This window comes from Microbulbifer sp. ABF4_143 (assembly GCF_056160225.1).
Genome location: NZ_JBSWWT010000005.1, coordinates 139,906 through 161,442, shown reverse-complemented (window position 1 = coordinate 161,442; position 21,537 = coordinate 139,906). Strand labels below are relative to the sequence as shown.

At 62.5% G+C, this 21,537-nt stretch carries 19 protein-coding genes; 17 read left to right on the top strand and 2 right to left on the bottom strand.

Annotated elements, in window-relative coordinates; translation table 11 throughout:
• Window positions 1-75: 75 nt before the first annotated feature.
• The 3 genes from cysM to mazG all read left to right on the top strand — a co-directional run bounded on the left by cysM (window position 76) and on the right by mazG (window position 4,136).
• On the top strand, window positions 76-966 hold the full coding sequence (gene cysM / locus ACXAF3_RS05850) for a cysteine synthase CysM (protein ID WP_475111355.1): 891 nt from the start codon (window positions 76-78) through the stop codon (window positions 964-966).
• A complete protein-coding gene (gene relA / locus ACXAF3_RS05845) occupies window positions 967-3,213 on the top strand; it encodes a GTP diphosphokinase (RefSeq protein WP_475111354.1) in 2,247 nt (748 codons plus the stop codon).
• Window positions 3,214-3,323: 110 nt separating this feature from the next.
• Window positions 3,324-4,136: a nucleoside triphosphate pyrophosphohydrolase gene (gene mazG / locus ACXAF3_RS05840; protein WP_475111353.1), complete on the top strand. Its 813-nt coding sequence runs from the start codon at window positions 3,324-3,326 to the stop codon at window positions 4,134-4,136.
• 57 nt (window positions 4,137-4,193) lie between these two features.
• Here the strand turns inward: mazG and ACXAF3_RS05835 are convergent, their stop codons facing one another.
• Window positions 4,194-5,192: a 2-hydroxyacid dehydrogenase gene (locus ACXAF3_RS05835; RefSeq protein ID WP_475111352.1), complete on the bottom strand. Its 999-nt coding sequence runs from the start codon at window positions 5,190-5,192 to the stop codon at window positions 4,194-4,196.
• Window positions 5,193-5,385: 193 nt separating this feature from the next.
• On the opposite strand from ACXAF3_RS05835, the gene adk reads away from it, so the two are divergent.
• From adk to ACXAF3_RS05765, 14 genes are all read left to right on the top strand, one after another.
• Entirely contained in the window at window positions 5,386-6,039 is a 654-nt protein-coding gene (gene adk / locus ACXAF3_RS05830) for an adenylate kinase (RefSeq protein ID WP_475111351.1), read from the top strand.
• Between the two features lie 154 nt (window positions 6,040-6,193).
• Window positions 6,194-7,198, top strand: a complete 1,005-nt coding sequence (gene hemH, locus ACXAF3_RS05825; RefSeq protein ID WP_475111350.1) for a ferrochelatase — start codon at window positions 6,194-6,196, stop codon at window positions 7,196-7,198.
• Window positions 7,199-7,474: 276 nt separating this feature from the next.
• Complete coding sequence (locus ACXAF3_RS05820; RefSeq protein WP_475111349.1) at window positions 7,475-8,179, top strand: hypothetical protein; 705 nt, start codon at window positions 7,475-7,477, stop codon at window positions 8,177-8,179.
• 211 nt (window positions 8,180-8,390) lie between these two features.
• Window positions 8,391-9,104: a tRNA (adenosine(37)-N6)-threonylcarbamoyltransferase complex dimerization subunit type 1 TsaB gene (gene tsaB / locus ACXAF3_RS05815; RefSeq protein WP_475111348.1), complete on the top strand. Its 714-nt coding sequence runs from the start codon at window positions 8,391-8,393 to the stop codon at window positions 9,102-9,104.
• Between the two features lie 13 nt (window positions 9,105-9,117).
• A complete protein-coding gene (locus ACXAF3_RS05810; protein ID WP_475111347.1) occupies window positions 9,118-9,915 on the top strand; it encodes an undecaprenyl-diphosphate phosphatase in 798 nt (265 codons plus the stop codon).
• A gap of 7 nt (window positions 9,916-9,922) precedes the next feature.
• Window positions 9,923-10,804: an NAD(P)-dependent oxidoreductase gene (locus tag ACXAF3_RS05805; RefSeq protein ID WP_475111346.1), complete on the top strand. Its 882-nt coding sequence runs from the start codon at window positions 9,923-9,925 to the stop codon at window positions 10,802-10,804.
• 111 nt (window positions 10,805-10,915) lie between these two features.
• Window positions 10,916-12,028: a tRNA-queuosine alpha-mannosyltransferase domain-containing protein gene (locus ACXAF3_RS05800; protein WP_475111345.1), complete on the top strand. Its 1,113-nt coding sequence runs from the start codon at window positions 10,916-10,918 to the stop codon at window positions 12,026-12,028.
• Window positions 12,029-12,201: 173 nt separating this feature from the next.
• The gene (locus ACXAF3_RS05795) at window positions 12,202-13,209 is read left to right on the top strand and encodes a tryptophan--tRNA ligase (protein ID WP_475111344.1); all 1,008 of its coding nucleotides are present in this window, start codon (window positions 12,202-12,204) and stop codon (window positions 13,207-13,209) included.
• A 129-nt stretch (window positions 13,210-13,338) separates the two neighbouring features.
• Entirely contained in the window at window positions 13,339-14,907 is a 1,569-nt protein-coding gene (locus ACXAF3_RS05790) for an AbgT family transporter (protein ID WP_475111343.1), read from the top strand.
• Between the two features lie 55 nt (window positions 14,908-14,962).
• Window positions 14,963-15,298, top strand: coding sequence for a DMT family transporter (locus ACXAF3_RS05785; protein WP_475111342.1), 336 nt, complete (start codon window positions 14,963-14,965; stop codon window positions 15,296-15,298).
• A 280-nt stretch (window positions 15,299-15,578) separates the two neighbouring features.
• Window positions 15,579-17,729: a TonB-dependent siderophore receptor gene (locus ACXAF3_RS05780; RefSeq protein ID WP_475111341.1), complete on the top strand. Its 2,151-nt coding sequence runs from the start codon at window positions 15,579-15,581 to the stop codon at window positions 17,727-17,729.
• Between the two features lie 12 nt (window positions 17,730-17,741).
• A complete protein-coding gene (locus ACXAF3_RS05775; protein WP_475111340.1) occupies window positions 17,742-18,299 on the top strand; it encodes a hypothetical protein in 558 nt (185 codons plus the stop codon).
• A 19-nt stretch (window positions 18,300-18,318) separates the two neighbouring features.
• Entirely contained in the window at window positions 18,319-19,794 is a 1,476-nt protein-coding gene (locus ACXAF3_RS05770; protein ID WP_475111339.1) for a PepSY-associated TM helix domain-containing protein, read from the top strand.
• Window positions 19,795-19,883: 89 nt separating this feature from the next.
• Complete coding sequence (locus ACXAF3_RS05765; RefSeq protein ID WP_475111338.1) at window positions 19,884-20,315, top strand: hypothetical protein; 432 nt, start codon at window positions 19,884-19,886, stop codon at window positions 20,313-20,315.
• Between the two features lie 226 nt (window positions 20,316-20,541).
• Here the strand turns inward: ACXAF3_RS05765 and ACXAF3_RS05760 are convergent, their stop codons facing one another.
• Window positions 20,542-21,531, bottom strand: a complete 990-nt coding sequence (locus ACXAF3_RS05760) for a transposase (protein ID WP_475111337.1) — start codon at window positions 21,529-21,531, stop codon at window positions 20,542-20,544.
• Window positions 21,532-21,537 lie beyond the last annotated feature (6 nt).

The following is a 21,537-nucleotide window of genomic DNA, read 5'->3' as shown; positions in this document are numbered from 1 at the left end:
GAGGTTCGCAGTCGGCGGGCTGGAATGTAGAATGGCGGCCCACTTTTGGTCTTCTTTTCGTTATCGGGATGCCCTATGGATTACCCCACGATTGCCGATTGCGTAGGCAACACGCCGCTGGTGCGGCTGCAGCGCCTGCCTGGCGATACCAGCAATACCATTCTGCTCAAGCTGGAGGGGAACAATCCGGCTGGTTCGGTCAAGGACCGTCCGGCGCTGTCTATGATCGCCCGCGCCGAGGCCCGCGGCGATATAGCACCCGGTGATACGCTGATCGAGGCCACCAGCGGCAATACCGGTATAGCGCTGGCCATGGCGGCGGCCATCAAGGGCTACCGCATGATCCTTATTATGCCCGAGAGCGCGACCGACGAGCGCAAGGCGGCCATGACCGCCTACGGCGCCGAGCTGATACTGGTGAGCGCCGAGGCCGGTATGGAAGGTGCGCGCGACCTGGCGCTGCAGATGCAGGCGGAGGGGCGCGGCCTGGTGCTGAACCAGTTCGCCAACGACGACAACCCGCGCGCCCACTTCGAGGGCACCGGCCCGGAGATCTGGCGCCAGACCCAGGGGCAGATTACCCATTTCGTGTCCTCCATGGGGACCACCGGCACTATCATGGGATGCGGGCGCTATCTGAAGCAGCGGAATCCGGACATACAGATTATCGGCCTGCAGCCCACCGAGGGCTCCAGTATTCCCGGTATCCGCCGCTGGCCGCCGGCCTATCTGCCGAAGATCTTCGTGCCCGAAGAGGTGGATCGGGTGATGGATATGGACCAGCGCGAGGCGGAGGCCATGACGCGCCGGCTGGCGCGGGAGGAGGGGATCTTCTGCGGTGTCTCGTCCGGCGGCGCCGTGGCCGGGGCCCTGCGCCTGTCGGCTGAGGTGGAGAATGCCACCATCGTTGCCATCATCTGCGATCGCGGGGATCGCTATTTGTCTTCCGGCCTGTTTGATCAGTAAATGGTTCAAGTAAGAAAACACCACTCCGTTGGCGGCGACGGCGAACTGGATCTCGAATCCTGGCTGCGCCATATCCAGACACTGGCCGGGCTCGACGGCAGCGCGCTGGTGACGCTGCGCCGCGCCGCCGAGATGAGCGCCGAGGCGGAACAGCGGGCCATCGCCGCGGAAAATATCTGGGCCGAGGGGGCCAGCAGTTACCGCACCGGCCTGGAGATGGCCGAGATACTCGCCGACCTGCAGATAGACGCCGAAGCCCTGTGCGCCGCGGTGCTCTACCGCGCGGTGCGTGAGAAACGCCTGGAGCTGAAGGTCGTCGAGGAGGCGTTCGGCAAGACGGTGGCCAAGCTGATCCGCGGCGTGCTGCGCATGGCCGCGATCCGCAGCCGCAGCGCCGATACCGGCGAGGAGACCACCAGTGTCGCGGTGGAGGAGCACTCGGAGAATATCCGCCGCATGCTGGTGGCATTGGTGGATGATGTGCGCGTGGCCTTGATTAAACTGGCCGAGCGCACCTGCGCTATCCGTGCGGCGAAAAATGCGGAACCGGCCAAGCGCGAGCGGGTTGCCCGCGAGGTGGCCGACGTCTACGCGCCGCTGGCCCATCGCCTCGGTATAGGCCATATCAAGTGGGAGCTGGAGGACCTGTCCTTCCGCTACCTGGAGCCGGACGACTACAAACAGATAGCCCGGCTGCTGGACGAAAAGCGCCTGGCGCGGCAGAAGTATATCGACGAGGTATTGGAGCTGCTGCGCGGCGAGCTGAAACGGGCGGATATCGAAGGCGAGGTCTACGGCCGCGCGAAGCATATCTACAGCATCTGGCGCAAGATGCGCCGCAAAAATATCGGCTTCTCCCAGGTCTACGATATCCGCGCGGTGCGCATACTGGTGCCGACGGTACGCGACTGCTACGCGGTACTCGGCATAGTGCACAACCTGTGGCGCAACATCCCCAACGAGTTCGATGACTATATCGCCTCGCCGAAGGAGAACGGCTACCGCTCGCTGCACACCGCAGTCATAGGCCCCGAGCGCAAGGTGCTGGAAGTGCAGATACGCACCTTCGCCATGCACGAGGAGGCGGAGTACGGCGTCTGCGCCCACTGGCGCTACAAGGGCACGGATCAGAAATCCGAGGGGCAGGACGGTTACGAACAGAAGATTTCCTGGTTGCGCCAGGTGCTCGATTGGCACGAGGAGGTGGGCGGCAACCCGCTGCAGGACGACCTGCAGAGCAGCGAGGCGGACACGCGCATCTATGTATTCACGCCGGACGGCCATGTGGTGGATCTGCCCCGCGGCGCCACGCCGCTGGATTTCGCCTACAAGATCCACACCGAAATCGGCCACCGCTGCCGCGGCGCCAAGGTGGACGGGCGCATAGTGCCGCTCAACCACGAGCTGCAGACCGCCAACCAGGTGGAGATTCTCACCGGCAAGCGCGAGGCGCCGAGCCGCGACTGGCTCTCCGCCGGTATGGGCTATATCACCACCTCGCGCGCCCGCGCCAAGATCATTCACTGGTTCAAACAGCAGGCCCGCGACCAGAATATCGCTGATGGCCGCAGTATCCTCGATGGCGAATTCAAACAGTTGGCGCTGATCGATTTCGATTTCGAAAAACTCGCCAAGAAGCTGAATATGCACTCGCTGGACGATCTCTATGCCGCGGTCGGCGCCGGCGATATCGGCGTGGGTCAGGTGTTGAACGCCGCCCAGCGCATGGTCAAGGTCGACAAGGTGGAGCCGGTGCCCTCGCTGACCGCGCCGGTGGCGCGCGGCGAGGGCAAGACGGATGTGTATATCGACGGCGTCGGCAACCTGATGACCCATATCGCCCGCTGCTGCAACCCAGTGCCCGGCGACGACATCATGGGCTATATCACCCTCGGCCGCGGTGTCTCCATTCACCGCAAGGACTGCGCCAATATGCTGCGCATGCAGGCGGAGGAATCGGAGCGGGTGCTGCAGGTGGAGTGGGCGAAAAAGCCCAAGGAGCTCTATGCAGTGGAGATTATGATCGAGGCCTACGACCGCCACGGCCTGCTGCGCGATATCACCACCATGCTCGACAGCCAGCGCATCAATATCACCGCGATGCAAACCAGCACCAACAAGCAGAAGCACACCGTGGATATGGTGTTGACCGCGGAGATCCGCAATTTCGAGGAACTCTCCCGCGTGCTGCACCGCATCAACCAGCTGCCCAATGTGGCCTCGGCCAAGCGGCGGATACTGCACTAGCGGAGGGCTGGGGAAAGAATGCCTGAGCCAATTGCGAAGGCCCTGATGCCGGTGAAAGGTTGCAGGGCCGCCACCGGCTTCGCTTACCGGCAACTGGGGAAGTAATTGCGATGCAGCCAGAGAAATACACAGTAGAAGACCTGCTCCACCTGATGGCCCAGCTGCGCAATCCCGAAGGCGGCTGCCCCTGGGATCTGAAGCAGAGCTTCGCCAGCATAGTGCCCTCCACCATCGAGGAGGCCTACGAGGTCGCTGAGGCGATCGAGGCCGAGGACTTCGAGCATCTGCACGAAGAACTCGGCGACCTGTTGTTCCAGGTCATCTTCTACGCCCAACTGGGTAGGGAGGCGGGGCACTTCGACTTTTCCCGTATCGTCGACACACTGGTACGCAAACTTCTGCGGCGCCACCCGCATGTTTTTCCCAGCGGTGAGCTCTACGGCGACAACCGCGGTGAGGCGATCGACGAAGCCCGGGTCAAGGAGAACTGGGAGGCGATCAAGGCCGCCGAGCGCGATGCCAAAGGGGAGGGCGGCGCTTTGGGGGGCGTGGCCCAGGGACTGCCGGCGCTGACCCGCGCACTAAAGCTGCAAAAGCGCGCCGCAAACGTCGGCTTCGACTGGCCGGCTATCGGCGGCATGCTGGACAAGATCGAGGAGGAAATCGCCGAACTGCGCGAGGCGGTTGCGGCGGAAAACCTGGAACACGCGCGCGAGGAGCTGGGCGATCTGCTCTTTTCCTGTGTCAACGCCGCGCGCCACCTGAAGGCGGACCCGGAAACGGCGCTGCGCCAGTGCAACCGCAAGTTCGAGCGCCGCTTCGGCGCGGTGGAGGCGGCGCTGGAGGAACAGGGGCGCCGGCTGGAGGACGCCAGCCTGGAGGAGTTGGATCAACTCTGGGATAGGGCCAAGAGTGCTGAGTGACGGGGGCTGTGTCCTGGGCCGCGCGGTGTAACCGCCGCTCGCCGACCCCTCGCCGTTTCAGCCCGGTGCAAGCAGCTGGTTCGCGCAGCGCCCCGTCCGCTCAAACTCCGCCACATTGGCCAGTGTCGTCTTGGCGATATTGGTCATGGCCTCGCGGGTGAAATAGCCCTGGTGGCCGGTGATCAGCACATTGTTGAAGGTCAGCAGCCGCGCGAATACATCGTCATCGAGCACCGTATCCGAGTGGTCCTCGAAGAAGAGGTCCTCCTCCTCTTCGTATACGTCCAGGCCAAGAAAACCGATCTTCCCCCCTTTGAGCGCGCGAATGATGGCCGCAGTATCGATCACCGCGCCGCGGGAGGTGTTGATCAGGCAGATGCCGTCGCGCATCTCGGCGATGGCGGCGTCGTCGATCATATGCCGGGTCTGTGCGGTCAGCGGGCAGTGCAGGGAGATGATGTGGGACTGGCGGCAGAGGCTGTCCAGGGATACGTACTCCAGGCCCAGATCGCGGCAATCGGGGTTTTCCACCGGATCGACACCGAGCAGCCGGCAGCCGAAACCGTGCATGATGCGTGCGAACACCGCACCGATCTTGCCGGTGCCCACCACGCCCACGGTTTTTCCGTGCAGATCAAAGCCCATCAGGCCATCCAGGGAAAAGTTGCCCTCCCGGACCCGCGCATGCGCGCGCAGCAGCCGGCGGATCAGGCACAAAATCATGCCCACGGCGTGTTCCGCCACCGCATAGGGGGAGTATCCGGGTACATTGGCCACCAGTATGCCCAGTTTTTCCGCCGCGCGAATGTCCACATGATTGAATCCGGCCGAGCGCAGCGCAATCATCTGCACGCCCTGATCGCGCATCTGTTCGAGCAGTGGTTTCTGGATCGGATCGTTGACGAAAACGCAGATTACAGGTGCGGACTTGCTCAGCGGCAGCGTGGTTTCGTCCAGGTGGGTATCGATATAGTGCAGTTCATGGGCAAAATTGCCATTGAAGCGCTCGAAGTAGCGCTTGTCGTAGGGTTGCGCATTGTAGATGGCGATTTTCATCGTTTGGTCATATTTTGGGCAGGGTGTTTCTGACAAGAATAGCCCCACCTGCGCAGACCGTTATTCCGCCGGGGCGCGGCCCGCCCGGGCCCGCGCCGCCAGCCTTGCCCAAGCTGGGGGCAGCGTGTAAGGTAGCGCTCTTTTGGCGCGGCAGGCATTGGCACGCGGAGACTATTTTGGAGGCTTTCTGACTATGCGAATCATTCTCTTGGGAGCGCCGGGGGCCGGCAAGGGCACTCAGGCCCAGTTCATTACAGAGAAGTTCGGCATTCCGCAGATCTCCACCGGCGACATGCTGCGCGCCGCGGTGAAAGCGGGCACCCCGCTCGGACAGCAGGCCAAAGACATCATGGCCGCGGGCAAACTGGTATCCGACGATCTGATCATCGCCCTGGTCAAAGAGCGTATCGCCGAGCCGGACTGCGCCAACGGATTCCTGTTTGACGGCTTCCCGCGCACCATTCCCCAGGCGCAGGCGCTGCTGGATGCGGATATCGCCATCGACCATGTGCTGGAGATCGCCGTCGATGACGAAGAGATCGTCAAGCGCCTGTCCGGCCGCCGCGTACACGAGGGCTCCGGTCGCGTATACCACGTTATTTACAATCCGCCCAAGGTTGAGGGGCAGGATGATGTCACCGGAGAACCGCTGATCCAGCGCAGTGACGATACCGAGGAAACAGTGCGCAACCGCCTGTCTGTCTACCATGAGCAGACGGAACCGCTGGTCGGTTTCTACCGCGAACTGGCAGAGCGCTCCCCTGACACGGCGCCCAAGTACAGCAAGGTGATGGGTGTCGGCTCCATGGAGGATATTCGCGAGAAGGTACTCGCGGCCCTGAGCTGATCGTCCGCCGTCGCATCGCGCCATCAGGCTCCCATACGGGGGCCTTTTTTGTGTCTGTAGAGGCAAAGCGCTTCGCCGCTTCCCGGCCCCAGATGGCCGGCTACTTTAGTTGTCGTTAATATCTGCGAAATCCGAATTCCTGATAGGTCCAACTATGTCCACAGCCGTAATCCTGATGAACCTAGGTACGCCCGCGGAGCCTACGGCGCCTGCGGTGCGGCGCTTTCTGCGCGATTTCCTGTCGGATCCGCGGGTGGTGGAGATCCCCCGGCCCCTGTGGCTGCCGATATTGCACGGCCTGATTTTGCCGCTCCGCCCGCCGCGCATCGCTCCCGCCTACGGGGCCATCTGGAATCGCAGTGCCGACGGCGAGCCGGTACAGGGTTCACCGCTACTCCATTACACCCGCCGCCAGGCGGAGTTTTTGCAGGAACACCTGGGCGAGCGGCGCGCGGATATTGCCGTCGCCTACGCCATGACCTACGGCGAGCCGGAGCTTGAAGCCGTCGTCGAAGGGTTGCGCAGGGAGGGCTTCGAATCATTTGTAATTCTTCCCCTCTATCCCCAGTATTCCGCCACCACCACCGGCGCCATCTATGACCAGGTGGCGCAAATCTATCGCAACAGCCGCGATATTCCGGATATCAGCCTGGTGCGCGACTATTACCGCAACCCTTTCTATATCCGCGCACTGGCAAATTCGGTGCGGGGGCACTGGGAGAAGCGCGGCGCGGCCCAAAAGTTACTGCTTTCATTTCACGGTATTCCCAAGGCCAATATCGACAAGGGTGACCCCTACTATCGGCAGTGCTCCGAGACCGCGGAACACCTGGCGGCGGAGCTGGGTATCGAGCGCGACCGCTGGCAGATCAGCTTTCAGTCCCGCTTCGGCAAGGCGGAGTGGCTGCAGCCCTACACCGATAAGACGCTGATCGAGTGGGGGAAAAATGGCGTTGCCAGTGTCGATGTGATCTGCCCGGCGTTTGCGGCGGACTGTCTGGAGACCCTGGAGGAGATCTCGGTAGAGAATCGCGCTAATTTTCTCAAGGCGGGCGGTAAGGATTACCGCTATATCCCCGCGCTCAATCTGCGCCGGGATCATATCGAGGCGCTCGCGGCGATTGTCGAGGAAAAGCTGCCGCTCAGGGCCCGGACCTAGGGCCGGTTTTTTTGTGTTTTGTCCTTAAAAACTGGTTTGCGCGTTGAATTGGCAAAAAAGACACGCTTTTTAATAAAAATTTTCTCATTTTTCTCCTTTTTTCTTGCAAAGCAGGTTTTTTTTATTAACTTTGATACAGTTGCATCGAATTAAGGTGCAGCCTGCTGTGCATTCAATAATTGCTGCCTCGGCGGCGGTTCTTATTCAGCAGCAAACGGCAATACTGCCGGCACACTTTCGGATGTACTTCTTCTTATATCAGAGAGGAGACAAGGGATGGCACGAGTAGCGAAAAAGAAAGCGCGGGCAAAAGCTCCGGCTGCGGTATCGCCGGTAGTCGCCAAGGCGCAAAAAGCGGTGGATGCGGCGGCTAAGTCGCTGGATACACAGCTGGATCGCGTCGCCAAGGCGCGCGCCCGGGTACAGAAAAGCGGTACCGCGGCTGCAAAAAAATCGCTGAGCAGCGCAAACGCCAAGGCGAAGGATTTACGCGTCAAGTTGGCCGCGGCGAAGGTGGCCCTGGCCAAAGCCAAGGCGATGGATGCGGTGCGCCAGGCCGAAGAGGCGGCCAAGCAGAAGGTGGCCGATCTGGCTGAGAGCCTCGCCACCAAGGCGGAGAAGGATCTCGCTGCAGCGCTGAAGGCCTTCGAGACGCGCTGGAAGAAGGCCCGCAGCAAGGCCGATGCCAAGAAGGTGAAGGCGGCGGAGAAGAAGGCCGAGGCCAAGGTGAAGGCCGCGGCCAAGAAGGCCGCCGCCAAGGCCAAGGCCCTGGAGAAGAAGGCCGCGGCCAAGGCGAAGGCCGAAGCCAAGAAGGCGGCTAAGAAGGCTGCAAAGAAAAAAACGGTGAAAAAGAAGGCGGTCAAGAAGGCTCCGGCCAAGCGGCCCGGACGCCCGAAGAAGGCCGCCGCCAAGACCGCCGCGCGGCGCGGTCGCCCGCCCAAGAAGGCCGCGCGTCGCGGCCGCCCGCCGAAAAAGTCCTGACCTCCGGCAGGCCAGCCGCCGTATTGCGGCTGGCCGCCGCCGCTCTCTCAGCCCCGGCTCCGGCCGGGGTTTGTATTTGAGCTCCCGGTCCTCCCCCTGTGGGCAGCCTGCGGCTGCGCAAAACGGCATCCAGGCCGTTGGGGGGATTGCACATGACTCGCTACAGCGACCGTGCCACAATTCGCCCCCCATCAACTGATCTGAGAGCAATGTGAAGATTCTTGCCCTGGACACCACATCCGGAGCCTGCTCCGTGGCCCTGTATTGTGACGGCCATATCCGTGAGCGGTTCGTGCGGGCGGAAAGGGATCACACCCGCCGCCTGTTGCCGATGGTCGACGAACTGCTGTCGGAGGCCGGGCTCGTCCTCGGAGATCTGGACGCGCTGGCGGTCAGCCGCGGCCCCGGCTCCTTCACCGGCCTGCGCATCGCCATCAGTTGCACCCAGGGGCTGGCATTCGCCGTAGACAAGCCGGTAGTGCCGGTATCCAGTCTCGCCGCCCTGGCCGCCGGGGCGCGCAGGGTGCACGCGCAGTGGCAGGCGGCCCCCATAGTTGCGATGCTGGATGCGCGTATGCAGCAGGTCTACTGGGGCGTCTTCGGCGTGGACAGGCCCAACGACAGCCTGCTGCCGGAAGCGGTGCAGGACCCGCAGCTGGTGCTGCAGTCGCTGCGGCAGGCGCAGGGGCGTGGCGACCTGCCGCAGCGGCTTTACGGCGCCGGCCCCGGCTGGCACTACGGTGAGCTGGCGCAGGCGCCGGTGGCGGAAAGGGTGATCGATGCCCCGATCCACGCGCGGGATATCGCCGAACTGGCGCTGCCCCTGTGGCACAGTGGCGCCGCCGTTTCCGCTGAAGAACTGGAGCCTCTGTATCTGCGCAACGAGGTTACCTGGCAGAAGCGGCAGAAAATCCGTTCGCAGTAGCAGAAGCGATTCCATGGAACTATTTCAGATTGTCGTGCTGGCCCTGATTCAGGGCCTGACTGAATTCCTGCCCATCTCCAGCTCCGCGCACCTGATTCTGCCCACGGAGGTGCTGGGCTGGCCTGATCAGGGGCTGGCTTTCGACGTGGCGGTACATTTCGGCTCGCTGATCGCCGTGGTGACCTATTTCCGCAGGGATATCTGGGCGCTGCTGCGCGATGGGCTGGGCGGCCTGGTGAACGGGCACTTTACCGATGACGGGCGCCTGGCCTGGCTGATCGTGCTGGCCACCATTCCGGCGGGGCTGGCCGGGCTCGCCTTCAAGGGCTTTATTGAAACCCACCTGCGCTCCGCCGCCGTGATCGCGGCCACGACGATTGGTTTTGGCGTGTTGCTGTGGTGGGCGGATGTGCGCGGCGCGCGCACCCAGACGCTGGCGCAGCTGAACTGGAAAAAGGCGCTGCTGATCGGCGTGGCCCAGGCCATAGCTCTGATTCCCGGCACCTCCCGCTCCGGCATTACGATGACCGCCGGCCTGATGCTGGGTATGAAGCGGGAGGCGGCCGCGCGCTTCTCCTTCCTGATGTCCATCCCGGTGATCGCCTTGAGTGCCATGCTGCTGACATTTGATCTGCTGTCGCTGGACTCTGTGCCCTGGAAGGACATACTGCTCGGCGCTGTGTTGTCCTGTATCAGCGCCTACCTGTGTATTCACTTTTTCCTGCAATTTATCAGCCGCATCGGCATGGCACCCTTCGCGATCTACCGCCTGCTGCTGGGTGCGGCGCTTATCTGGATGATCTGGGGGTAAAACCGCTATGGCGACTGTCGCGTTTCTCGGTCTCGGAGTCATGGGCTACCCGATGGCCGGGTTTCTGTCCAAGGCCGGCCACAGAGTGCAAATCTACAATCGCACCGCCAGCCGCGCCGAGCAGTGGTTGCGGGACTACGCCGGCGAATCTTTCGCGACGCCGGCGCAAGCCGTGCGCGGAGCGGAAATCGTCTTCGCCTGTGTGGGTAACGACAACGATCTGCGCCAGGTGGTCACCGGGGAGCAGGGCGCCTTCGTAGGTATGGCCAGCGGCAGCCTGTTCGTCGACCACACCACCGCTTCCGCCGACGTGGCCCGCGAACTGGCCGCGATCGGCCGGGAAAAGGGGATCGGCTTTCTCGACGCGCCGGTTTCCGGTGGTCAGGCGGGGGCGGAAAACGGCGCGCTGACGGTCATGGTGGGCGGTGACGAGGCCGACTACCGGCGCGCGCTGCCGCTGATCGACTGCTACGCGCGGGCGGTCAATCTGCTCGGCCCGGTGGGCAGTGGCCAGCTGTGCAAGATGGTCAACCAGATCTGTATCGCCGGCGTCGTACAGGGGCTGGCCGAGGGGCTGCACTTCGCCAAGGCCGCCGGTCTGGACGCGGAACAGGTGATCGATGTCATCTCCAAGGGCGCCGCGCAGAGCTGGCAGATGGAAAACCGCTACAAGACGATGCTCGCCGGGGAATACGAGCACGGCTTCGCGGTGGACTGGATGCGCAAGGACCTGGCGATTGTGCTGAACGAGGCGAATCGCAACGGCGCCCTGTTGCCGGTCACCGCACTGGTGGACCAGTTTTACAGCGAGGTGCAGGCCCTCGGCGGCGGCCGCTGGGACACCTCCAGCCTGTTCGCGCGGCTGAACAACGTGCGCTCCTTCGACTGATTCATTGCGGCTATTAATGGCACAATCTGTAGGAGCCTGCTTGCAGGCGAAATTCCCCGGATTCCGGATAGTATTCGCCTGCAAGCAGGCTCCTACAGATATTGTTCAAGTATGAAAGCCCTGCTGCTCTCCGCCTACGACGCCGACAGCCACAAGCGCTGGCGCAAAGGCCTGGTGGCCGCGATCCCCGACTGGCAGTGGACAGTGCTGACCCTGCCGCCGCGCTACTTCAGCTGGCGCATCCGCGGCAACAGCCTCAGCTGGGGCAGGGGAGAGGCACTGGAGACGCTGCGCCAGCCCTGGGATCTGATTGTCGCCACATCGATGACGGACCTGTCGGCCCTGCGCGGCCTGGTGCCGCAGATCGCCTCTGTGCCGACCGCGGTCTACTTCCACGAAAACCAGTTCGCCTATCCGCTGAGTGCGGACGCGCATCGATCGGTGGAGCCGCAGCTGCTGAATATCTACACCGCGCTCGCCGGCGACCTGCTGCTGTTCAATTCTGACTACAACCGTCGCACCCTGCTCGAGGGGGCGGTGGAATTGCTGAAGCGCTTTCCGGACTGTGTGCCGCCGGGTCTCTGCGCGGAGATAGAGCGCAAGTCGCGCATATTGCCGGTGCCGCTGGAAACATCGGTATTCACCGAACCCGAAGAGCGCCCCGGCAGGCCGGCGTTTATCTGGAACCACCGCTGGGAGTACGACAAGGGGCCGGACATATTGCTGGCGGCCCTGCGCCGCTTCGCGCAGCACAAGCGGCCCTTCACGCTGCATGTCGTCGGGCAGCAGTTCCGCCGCCAGCCGTCGGAGTTTGCGCAGATCCGCAAGCTGCTGCAGAAACACGGTGCGCTCGGGGCCTGGGGTTACCAGATCCAGTCGGCGGACTACCGGTGCCTGCTGCGCCAGAGTCACGCGGTGCTGTCCACGGCCCGCCACGATTTCCAGGGCCTGGCGGTACTCGAAGCGGTGGCCGCCGGCTGCCAGCCGCTGGTGCCGGACAACCTGGCCTACCCGGAGTGGTTCGGCCGCGGTGGCTACCACTTTCCCGAGGATGTGGAGTCCTGCGCGGCCAATCTGAGCAAGGCCATGCTCAAGTGCGCCGACAGCATCGAGCGCGGCGAGCAACTCAAGGTGCCGGACGTGACTTCCCTCAGTTGGTCCAACCTGACCGGAGACTACCGCCAACTACTGGGCGAACTGGCGGCTGGTGGAAACCCGTTGTAGGAGCGGCCCGCGGCCGCGATCAGTCCCCGCCAATTGCACAGATCGATCGCGGCCATGGGCCGCTTCTACAGGGCGAGATGTGGCCCGCACTCCCGGCCATACAACCCCAGCGGGGAAAAGGTTATTATGCGCCCTTCATTTCCCGAGAATGCAGCACGGACTACGAAGGATTTATGACCAAGCAGCGCATACTGACCGGCATCACCACCACCGGCACTCCCCACCTGGGCAACTATGTGGGCGCCATCCGCCCCGCCATTGCCGCCAGTCAGCAGGAGGAGAACCAGTCTTTCTACTTCCTGGCCGACTACCATGCGCTGATCAAATGCCAGGAGCCGGAAAAGGTGCACCAGTCTACGCTGGAGATAGCGGCCACCTGGCTGGCCCTGGGGCTGAATACCGACAATGTGGTCTTCTACCGCCAGTCCGATATCCACGAGATTCCCGAGCTGACCTGGCTTTTGACCTGCATGACCGCCAAGGGGCTGATGAACCGCGCCCACGCCTACAAGGCGGCAGTGGACGCCAACCGCGCCGACGGCGAGGACTCGGATTTCGGTATCACCATGGGCCTGTACAGCTACCCAATCCTGATGGCTGCGGACATACTGATGTTCAACGCCAACAAGGTGCCGGTGGGCAAGGACCAGGTGCAGCATATCGAGATGGCGCGGGATATCGCCCAGCGCTTCAACCACCACTACGGCGAGCATTTCACACTGCCCGAGGCGGTGGTGGACGAGCACGTGGCCGTACTGCAGGGGCTCGACGGCCGCAAGATGAGCAAGAGCTACGGCAACACCATCCCGCTGTTTTTGCCGGAGAAGCAGCTGAAGAAACATATCAACAAGATCAAGACCAACCTGCTGGAGCCGGGGGAGCCGAAAGACCCGGACACTTCCACCGTATTCCAGATCTGGCAGGCCTTCGCCAGCGAAGCGCAGACCGCCGAGATGCGCAGGGCCTTCGAGGAGGGGATCGCCTGGGGCGAGGCGAAGAAGCAGCTGTTCGAGCTGATCAACGGCCAGCTCAGCGAGGCGCGCGAGCGCTACAACGAGCTGCTGGCCAATCCGGCGCAGATCGAAGCGGAGCTGGAGAAGGGCGCTGAGAAGGCCCGCGCCTATGCGGCGCCGTTTATCGAGCGGCTGCGCCACGCGGTGGGTATCCGCAAGATCGGCTGAGACCGGTCGAATAAACTGTAGGAGCGGCCCATGGCCGCGATCTATCTGTGTTATTAAGCAGCACTGATCGCGGCCATGGGCCGCTCCTACAGAAACACATAATTACAAAACCAATAACAGGGATAAATCATGGAAAACATTCAGGCAAATCCCGGCTCGGCCAACGACGGCGTCGCCAAAAGCGGCTGGATCAACCGGGCGCTCAACTTTATCGAGGTGGTGGGCAACCGCCTGCCGGATCCGGCGGTACTCTTTCTGATTCTGATGGTCGCCATCTGGGTGCTGTCGTGGATGCTGTCCGGTGTCAGCTTCGACACACTGCACCCGGCCACCGGCGAGGCGATACAGGTCACGAATCTGCTCTCCGGGGAGGAAATCGCCCGCTTTCTGTCCAGCATGGTGACGACTTTCACCGGCTTCGCGCCGCTGGGGGTGGTGCTGGTGGCCATGCTCGGCGTCGGCGTGGCCGAGCACAGCGGCTTCATCAATGCGGTGTTGAAGAAGCTGCTCGCGGTGACGCCGCAGATGCTGCTGACGCCGATGCTCATTTTAGTGGCGATTGTCAGCCACACAGCGGTGGACGCCGGCTATGTGCTGGTGATTCCGCTCGGCGGGGTCATCTTCTACGCCGCCGGGCGCCACCCGCTGGCCGGTATCGCCGCCGCCTTCGCCGGCGTCTCCGGCGGCTTCTCGGCCAACTTCGTGCCATCGGCGATAGATCCGCTGCTGCAGGGCTTTACCCAGACGGCGGCGCAGATCGTCGATCCCGACGTACAGCTGAATCCGCTCAATAACTGGTTCTTCACCTCCGCCTCCTGCCTGGTGATCACGCTGCTCGGCTGGTGGCTGACCGACAAGGTGATAGAGCCGCGCCTGAAAAATGTGGCCATCGACGGCGACAAGGAAGATATGCCGGCGATTCACGATCTGGGCGAGCGCGAGAAGCGGGCGCTGTACCTTTCCGTGGCGGTGATGGCGGCAGGCATTGTCGGCCTGGTGGCCTGGATGCTGCCGGAGACTTCCGCGCTGCGCGATGCCCAGGGACAGCTGGCCTCCTTCGGCGCGCCGGTGATGAAGTCCATAGTGCCGCTGATCTTCCTGCTGTTCATTATTCCCGGTGTGGTGTTCGGCTATGCGGCGGGTACCTTTAACAAGAGCAAGGACGTCATCGATGCGATGTCGAAGACCATGGGTTCCATGGCCTACTACATAGTGATGGCGTTTTTCTGCGCGCTGTTTATCTCCGAATTCGCGCGCTCCGGCCTCGGCACACTGCTGTCTGTGGAGGGCGGCAACCTGCTCGCGGCAATGAACCTGCCCGGCCCGGTGACCCTGATGGGCATTATCCTGCTGGTGGGCTTCGTGAACCTGTTTGTCGGCTCCTCCTCCGCCAAATGGGCGCTGCTGGCCCCGATCTTTGTGCCGATGCTGATGCAGATCGGTTTCTCCCCGGATCTGACCCAGGCGGCCTACCGGGTGGGTGACTCCTCCACCAATATCATCACGCCGCTGATGCCTTACTTCCCGCTGGTGGTGGTCTACTGTCAGCGCTATGTGAAGGGCACCGGTATCGGCACCCTGGTGTCGATGATGCTGCCTTATTCGCTGGTATTCCTGCTGTGCTGGTCCCTGTTCCTGGTGGTCTACTGGACGCTGGGCTTCCCGCTGGGGCTGCAGGCCAGTTACACCTATCCCTGAGCACTCAAAGGACCGGGGGCCCCGAGGCCCCCGATTCCCGGGAGCGGCGAGTAACATGCAAGTAGCGTATTTGTATCTGGCCATCGCCATAGTCGCCGAAGTCGCGGCCACCACCGCGCTGAAGGCGAGTGAGCAATTTACCAAGCCGATCCCGACGCTGATCGTCGTGGTCGGCTACGGTGTCGCCTTTTATCTGTTGACGCTGGTGTTGCGCACCATTCCGGTGGGGGTCACCTACGCCATCTGGTCGGGGCTGGGCATAGTGCTGGTGGCGATTGCCGCTGCACTTGTCTACCGGCAGATACCGGATCTGCCGACCCTGATCGGCATGGGGCTGATTGTCGCCGGCGTGGTGGTGCTCAACCTATTCTCCGGCGCGTCCGGCCACTAAATCCGCTTCTCCCTCCCGAGTTCGCGGGCTCTTCCGCATTCTCCTTCTGCGGTGTGTCAGCTATCCACCGTATTTCCCGATCGATTAGATGATTCTCCAATCCGGGCTTTCCGCGGCGGGAGAGGCGCGCGAACGCCCCTGTCCCTAAAAAATAATTCCAATAATTTTGCAAGTGATAACGATTCCTATTAGTATTCGACCTGTGATGACCGCAGCTAAGGCGGTCGCCTGGAACAAGTCATTTCGCCAAGTCATTTCGCAGAGTCACCGAGGGATCGCCATGGGTACCGTTCGCAATCACCCTTCTTCTTATCGACGCAGTGCCACTTCCGTATGGGGGCGCTCGCTGCTGGCTGTCGCCATTGCGGCCGCCGGCAGCCAGGCCCTGGCGCAGGAGGGGCAGCGGCAGAGCCTGGAAGAGGTCTCGGTGACCGGCGAGCTGAATCTGTCGCGCCAGACCTCCATCGGCAAGCTGGATGTGCCGGTCACCGAGACACCCTTCTCGGTATCCCTGCGCAACAGGGACTTCCTGGATGAGATAGGAGCCAAGTCGGTACAGGATGCGCTGCAGCACTTCGCCGGTGTCAACGGCGGCACCTACGGTATCGACGCCCGCGGCGACTGGTCCACGGTGCGCGGTGTCGAGCCGCTGCTCTATATCGACGGCCTGCAATCCATTTTCGGCAGCTACAGCGGCGCCCGCGCCAACGCCTACGGGTTCGAGCGGGTGGAGGTACTGAAGGGCCCGTCTTCGGTGCTCTACGGCCAGGGTTCCACCGGCGGTATCGTCAACCTGGTATCCAAGCGCCCGCAGGGCGATTCCGGTGGCGAGGTGCTGGTGCAGGCCGGCGACTACGACCGCAAGGTGATTGCCGGCGATATCAGCGGCGCCCTGGACGGCGAGGGCAGGTGGCTCTACCGCGTTGTGGGTTACCAGCGCGATGCCGAGGCCCAGGTCGACCATGTCGACGACAACAGCCTGCTGCTGATGCCGTCCATCTCCTGGCGCCCGGGCGCTGATACCGAGATCACCTTGCTGACCAGTTATCAGAAGGATGAAACCGGCACCTCCACCGCCTTCCTGCCCTGGGGCGGCACCCGCATCGACAATATCAACGGCGAGATCCCCACGGACACCTTCCTCAGCGAACCGGGCTGGGACAAGTACGACACCGAGCAAACCAGTTACGGCCTGTGGCTGGATCACCGCCTGAGCGACAGCTGGAGTATCAACGCCAACGCCCGCTACGTAGAGGGCGAGGTGGACTACAACTCCATGTATGCGGACTTCGACGTGAACCGCCTCAATCCGAATATCCGCCAGATTTCACGCACCGTCTATATGAGCGATGCCAGCAGCGACCTGCTGATTTTCGATCTGCGTACCACCGGCAATTTCACCATCGGTCCGCTGGAGCACCAGCTGTCCTTCGGTCTCGATAGCCAGGATGCAACTATCGATAACAACCGCATCCGTCTGCGCGGTGCCGGCGGCGTTATCGATATTTTCAATCCGGTTTACGGAAACCTGCCCAGCGAAGCAATACAGCCGCTCGATCTGCCTGAAACCACTACCGAGCAGCTGGGCTTCTACGTTCAGGATCAGGTCAGACTGCATAACTGGATCTTTACCGGCGGTCTGCGCCGTGACAATACCGAGTCCCACACCGCCGGCGGCGCCTCGCGGGAAGACGACGCGACCACTATGCGCTTCGGCGTTATGTATGCGTTCGACAGTGGCCTCTCTCCCTATATCAGTTACACGGAATCCTTCGAGCCCACCGCGGGCGCCGATCGCCTGAACCGGCCGTTCGATCCAATCGAAGGCGAGCAGGTGGAAGCCGGCGTGAAGTACCAGCCGGAGGGGAGCAATCTGCTGCTGACCGCCGCCACCTACGAAATCGTGCAGAAAAACCGCCTGACGCCGGACCCGCTGGATCCCTCTTTCAGCGTGCAGACCGGTGAAGTCACCATCGATGGTGTCGAACTGGAGGCGAGTGGCAGCTGGGGCAATTTCGAGTTGGTCGCGAACTACAGCACCACCAATGGTGAAGTGACCCGCAGCAACAATCCCAGCGAACTGGGTAAGGCGCTGGTAGCGGTACCGGAGGAGCAGTTCTCCCTGTGGGGCAGTTACGAATTCAGCGACTGGCTACCCGGCCTGAAAGCCGGCCTGGGTGTGCGCCATGTGGGCGAGAGCTATACCGGTACCAGCCTGGATCCGCGGATTCCGACGGAAATCTTCCCGACGAACAACCCGAGCTATACCCTTTACGACGCAACCCTCGGCTATACACTGGAGAGCTGGACATTCCAGCTGAACGCGAAGAATCTCACCGACGAGATCCACACCACCTCCTGTCTCTACCGAGGGGACTGCTTCTACGGCGAGCGCCGCTACGTCACGGCAGAGGCCAGATACACTTTTTAAGGCGAACAATCAATGGCATCTTCCCTGTGGATGAATGCGCTGGCGCCGCTGCTCTGCGGCGCCGGTGTATTGTTGTTGTGGCGTTCCTGGCGCGGGCAGAAACTGTTCGGCAATTTTTCCACTGCCGCCGGGTGGCTGGCCGTGCTCGCCGGTATTTTGCTGTGGGCAAGTGCGGCGGGCGGCGAGTTCGGTACCAGTTATGCACTGATTGCCGTCAGCCTGATTGCCTGGCTTATCTGCGCTTTCGGTGTCGAGCGTCGGGAGGCCAGGCCGGCGCGGAACGCCGAAGGTGTTGTCGCGGATACACTCGGCGATACCTCCCGCTGGCACAAGCTGGGCACCTTTATGACCGCGGGTCCTATCGCCTGTGTCGCCACCTGTCTGGTCACGGTTGCCGTCAGTGGCCTGTTGCCATTCGCCTCCGGCAATCGCATGGCGTTCGCCGCCCTCGCGTACCCGCTGGCCTGGGGGGCTGTCTCGGTGTGGATCTGCGCGAGTGCGCATCTCGCCCGCAATACCCTGCTTCTCCTTTTGGTTGCGGCGGCTGCCGCAGCCGTTCTTTTTTTGTGACTCTCGGTAAAAAGCTCCCATGAAGCTCAAACCTTCCCCCGCACTGGTAAAAAGCGCCCTGTCCGCCCACTCGGTGGTCGGGCTGGTGATCGGTTTTCTGATGTACCTGGTCTGCCTGACCGGTGCCCTGGTCGTGTTTAAGGATGCGATACAGCGCTGGGAGCAGCCGGATGTGGCGGAATTCAGCGAGTTCGACAGCACTACGATAGAAACCGCACTGAACGACTACCTGAGCAGTCGCGAGAAGACGCCGGAGTCCCTGTACGTGGTGCTCCCTAGCGACCACGAGCGGCGTATGCATCTGTCCGACAGGGAAGGGGAGTGGCTGTTGCGGGAGGACGGTACCCTGGGGCCCGAACCGAAGGAGGGCCTGGCGCATATGCTGCTGGAGCTGCACTACTACCTGCACCTGCCGTCGAATATCGGCCTGCTGCTGGTCAGCGCCCTCGGCGCCATGCTGCTGGGGCTGATTATTTCCGGTCTGCTGGCGCACCCGCGTATTTTCAAGGACGCCTTCCGCTTTCGCCTGGGCGGCTCGCGCCGCCTGGAGCAGGCGGATATCCACAACCGCCTGTCGGTCTGGGGCCTGCCGTTCCATCTGATGATTGCGCTCACCGGTGCCTTCTTTGGACTGGCGGGCCTGCTGCTACTGGTGGCCGCACCCGCCTACTACGACGGCGACCGCGAAGCGCTGATCGCCGATATATACGGAGGCGATCCGGTGGTGGAAGCGCCGGTGCAGAGGGTGGACGTGGCGGCCGCGCTGGCGGATCTGGCGCAGCGGGCACCCGAGGCGGAGCCGATTTACCTGGTGGTGCACAAGCCCAATACCAGCGGGCAATTCCTGGAAATCGCAGCAAGCCTGCCCGGCCGGCTGGTCTACTCGGAGATGTATCGCTACGGTGCGGACGGCACCTTTATCAATCACCAGGGGCTGTCCGACGGTATCGCCGGGCGCCAGATTCTGTATTCCGTGTACCGCATCCACTTCGGCCACTTTGGCGGCGAAGGGGCGGCCTTCTGGGTCAAGCTTGCCTACCTGCTGCTGGGGCTGGCGCTCACGGTGGTGTCGGTGAGCGGCGTGAATATCTGGCTCGCGCGCCGCGGCGGGCGCGACTGGGTCAACGATTTCTGGTGCGCGGGTGTGTGGGGCACGCCGGCGGCCATAGTCTTGGCCGCGCTCGGCACTGTTGTCGGGGATCTGCCCCTCATTGCGCTCTTTCTGGCCGGCCTGGCCGCCTGCCTCGGGCTCTGCCTGTGGCTGCGGGACGAAACCCGCAGCGCGGCGCTGCTCAAGTGGATCAGCGCAGGGCTGCTGTTACTGCTGGTGGTTGCACATGGGCTGGTCTATCCGGCGCAGTTTGGCCTGGGCTATGTGCTGGCGGTGCATATGGTCGCGTTGTTGCTTTCGGCCTGGTTTGCGTGGTCGGGCTATCGCCAGGGGGCGGGGATCAAGGTTGCGGAAATGGCTCGAGGGAATAGCCTGGCGGTCTGAAGGAAGCCCGCAGCAGCTGGGAATACGAAAATGATCAGGGCCGCTACCTGTCGAGAGAGGTCAATGCCTACGGCCAGACCACCCGCCGGGTGATCGAGCGCAACCAGCTGGGTCTGCCGATCGCGGTTGCCGACATGGCGGGCACAGTGACCCAATTCGAGTACGACGCCTTCGGCCGCAAGCTGCTCGAATATAACGAGACCGGTGCCCACAGCATCACGCTGCTCGCCGCCGCAGGCAGCCACTGCCCGGCCGGCAGCGTCTACCAGCAGACTGCGCAGCAGGCCGGCGGCGCCGAGTCCCTGACCTGCTTTGACGCCCTCGCCCGCGAGACCCGCAGCGCCACAAGAGGCTTCGCCGGCAACTGGGTCTACGCCGATACCCAGTACGATGCGCTCGGCCGCGTAGTGCGCAAGTCCGAACCTTTCCGGGGCAGCGCGCAGTACTGGACCGAGATGCGCTACGACATCCTCGGTCGCGTCACCGGCACCGATCAACCAGCAAAACTAGACACCCACTAATTGAGGAAGGCAGAGAAAACCAGCAAAACTAGCAGCAAAACTAGACACCCACTAATTGAGGAAGGCAGAGAAAACTGGCTCGAAGACAGCAGCACAGCTATGCGGAAGCTTACGAGGTGGGGAAACTGTCTGATTTTGGTGGTATCACGCGCCAAACGTGGTATTTGGCGTAAAGAGAGATATTTCGCCACAAGCCGGCGATGGACTCTGCAGAAAAAATAAAAGTTCAGGGAGAAGCTGGCGGTGAGAGATACCGCTCGCACTCACGAATACCCTGCACCCAGCGTTTGCCGAGCCGCTCACAGGCACTGCGCACAGAGTGAGCGGAGCCTACCAGAGACTTGAAGCGGCTTTGGAAGTTGCGGTTCAGGTAGAGCCAGTGCCGAGGGTCTATCTGCAGTCGGTCGAGAATCGGTGGCAGGGTGTTTTCGATGGCTCCGCGCTTGTCCTCACGCAGGCAGCGCCCGCTCCAGTCCACCAGTTCCAGATAGTCTTGCAACCGGAAAGGCAGCCCCGCCGGCATGGGTTTCCTAGGATTGCCGGCGAAAGGGAAGAGTTGGTCCGGCTGCTTGCCGCCTTTAGCCGCAGAGATGCGCCGCTGGATAGAGGTGTGGTCCGATGCTTCCGGTGTGTCCGCTATTTTCGCGCGGATCGGATTTAGATCCACATAGGCCAGGCAGGCGGCCAGAGCCCTTTCATCGAGCAGTGCCTGGGACTTGAAGCGTCCCTCCCAAAAGCGGCCGGAACAGCCGTCCTCCCGATTGGCCTCGCGGGCGATGGATTCGTTCAGCATGCGCATGAACCAGCTGATATCCATCAGCCGCTCCCGCCACGCCTCCGCCACCTCCTCAAGCCGTGCCAGCTCAACCTTGTTCAGGACCTCGTTGCGGGCAAAGCGCTGGGAGAGCAGGCTGCCCTTGCAGAGCCGGTGCCAGCGCTCCACCACCTCGCGCAAATCCCAGCCGGTTGCTTGTGCCTTATTGACATGCAGTACCACATGGTAATGGTTGCTCATCACTGCGTAGGCGCAGATATCCAGCGCGAATACCTGAGCCAGTTCCAGCAGCCGATCCTCGATCCACTGGCGCCGGTGTTCAAAGCACTGTCCGGTACGTTCGTCCCGTCCGCACAGAAAGGCGCGACGCACGCAGCGGGAGACGCAGTGGTAGTAAGGGGTTGTCTCCAGAGAAATAAGCGACTTGCGCGGGAGTGTCATATCTGT

Excerpts from the sequence above, each read along its gene's own strand:
- cysM (WP_475111355.1), top strand. The coding sequence starts at position 76 with ATGGATTACCCCACGATTGCCGATTGCGTAGGCAACACGCCGCTGGTG.
- relA (WP_475111354.1), top strand. The coding sequence starts at position 967 with ATGGTTCAAGTAAGAAAACACCACTCCGTTGGCGGCGACGGCGAACTG.
- mazG (WP_475111353.1), top strand. The coding sequence starts at position 3,324 with ATGCAGCCAGAGAAATACACAGTAGAAGACCTGCTCCACCTGATGGCC.
- ACXAF3_RS05835 (WP_475111352.1), bottom strand. The coding sequence starts at position 5,192 with ATGAAAATCGCCATCTACAATGCGCAACCCTACGACAAGCGCTACTTC.
- adk (WP_475111351.1), top strand. The coding sequence starts at position 5,386 with ATGCGAATCATTCTCTTGGGAGCGCCGGGGGCCGGCAAGGGCACTCAG.
- hemH (WP_475111350.1), top strand. The coding sequence starts at position 6,194 with ATGTCCACAGCCGTAATCCTGATGAACCTAGGTACGCCCGCGGAGCCT.
- ACXAF3_RS05820 (WP_475111349.1), top strand. The coding sequence starts at position 7,475 with ATGGCACGAGTAGCGAAAAAGAAAGCGCGGGCAAAAGCTCCGGCTGCG.
- ACXAF3_RS05810 (WP_475111347.1), top strand. The coding sequence starts at position 9,118 with ATGGAACTATTTCAGATTGTCGTGCTGGCCCTGATTCAGGGCCTGACT.
- ACXAF3_RS05805 (WP_475111346.1), top strand. The coding sequence starts at position 9,923 with ATGGCGACTGTCGCGTTTCTCGGTCTCGGAGTCATGGGCTACCCGATG.
- ACXAF3_RS05800 (WP_475111345.1), top strand. The coding sequence starts at position 10,916 with ATGAAAGCCCTGCTGCTCTCCGCCTACGACGCCGACAGCCACAAGCGC.
- ACXAF3_RS05795 (WP_475111344.1), top strand. The coding sequence starts at position 12,202 with ATGACCAAGCAGCGCATACTGACCGGCATCACCACCACCGGCACTCCC.
- ACXAF3_RS05790 (WP_475111343.1), top strand. The coding sequence starts at position 13,339 with ATGGAAAACATTCAGGCAAATCCCGGCTCGGCCAACGACGGCGTCGCC.
- ACXAF3_RS05785 (WP_475111342.1), top strand. The coding sequence starts at position 14,963 with ATGCAAGTAGCGTATTTGTATCTGGCCATCGCCATAGTCGCCGAAGTC.
- ACXAF3_RS05780 (WP_475111341.1), top strand. The coding sequence starts at position 15,579 with ATGGGTACCGTTCGCAATCACCCTTCTTCTTATCGACGCAGTGCCACT.
- ACXAF3_RS05775 (WP_475111340.1), top strand. The coding sequence starts at position 17,742 with ATGGCATCTTCCCTGTGGATGAATGCGCTGGCGCCGCTGCTCTGCGGC.
- ACXAF3_RS05770 (WP_475111339.1), top strand. The coding sequence starts at position 18,319 with ATGAAGCTCAAACCTTCCCCCGCACTGGTAAAAAGCGCCCTGTCCGCC.
- ACXAF3_RS05760 (WP_475111337.1), bottom strand. The coding sequence starts at position 21,531 with ATGACACTCCCGCGCAAGTCGCTTATTTCTCTGGAGACAACCCCTTAC.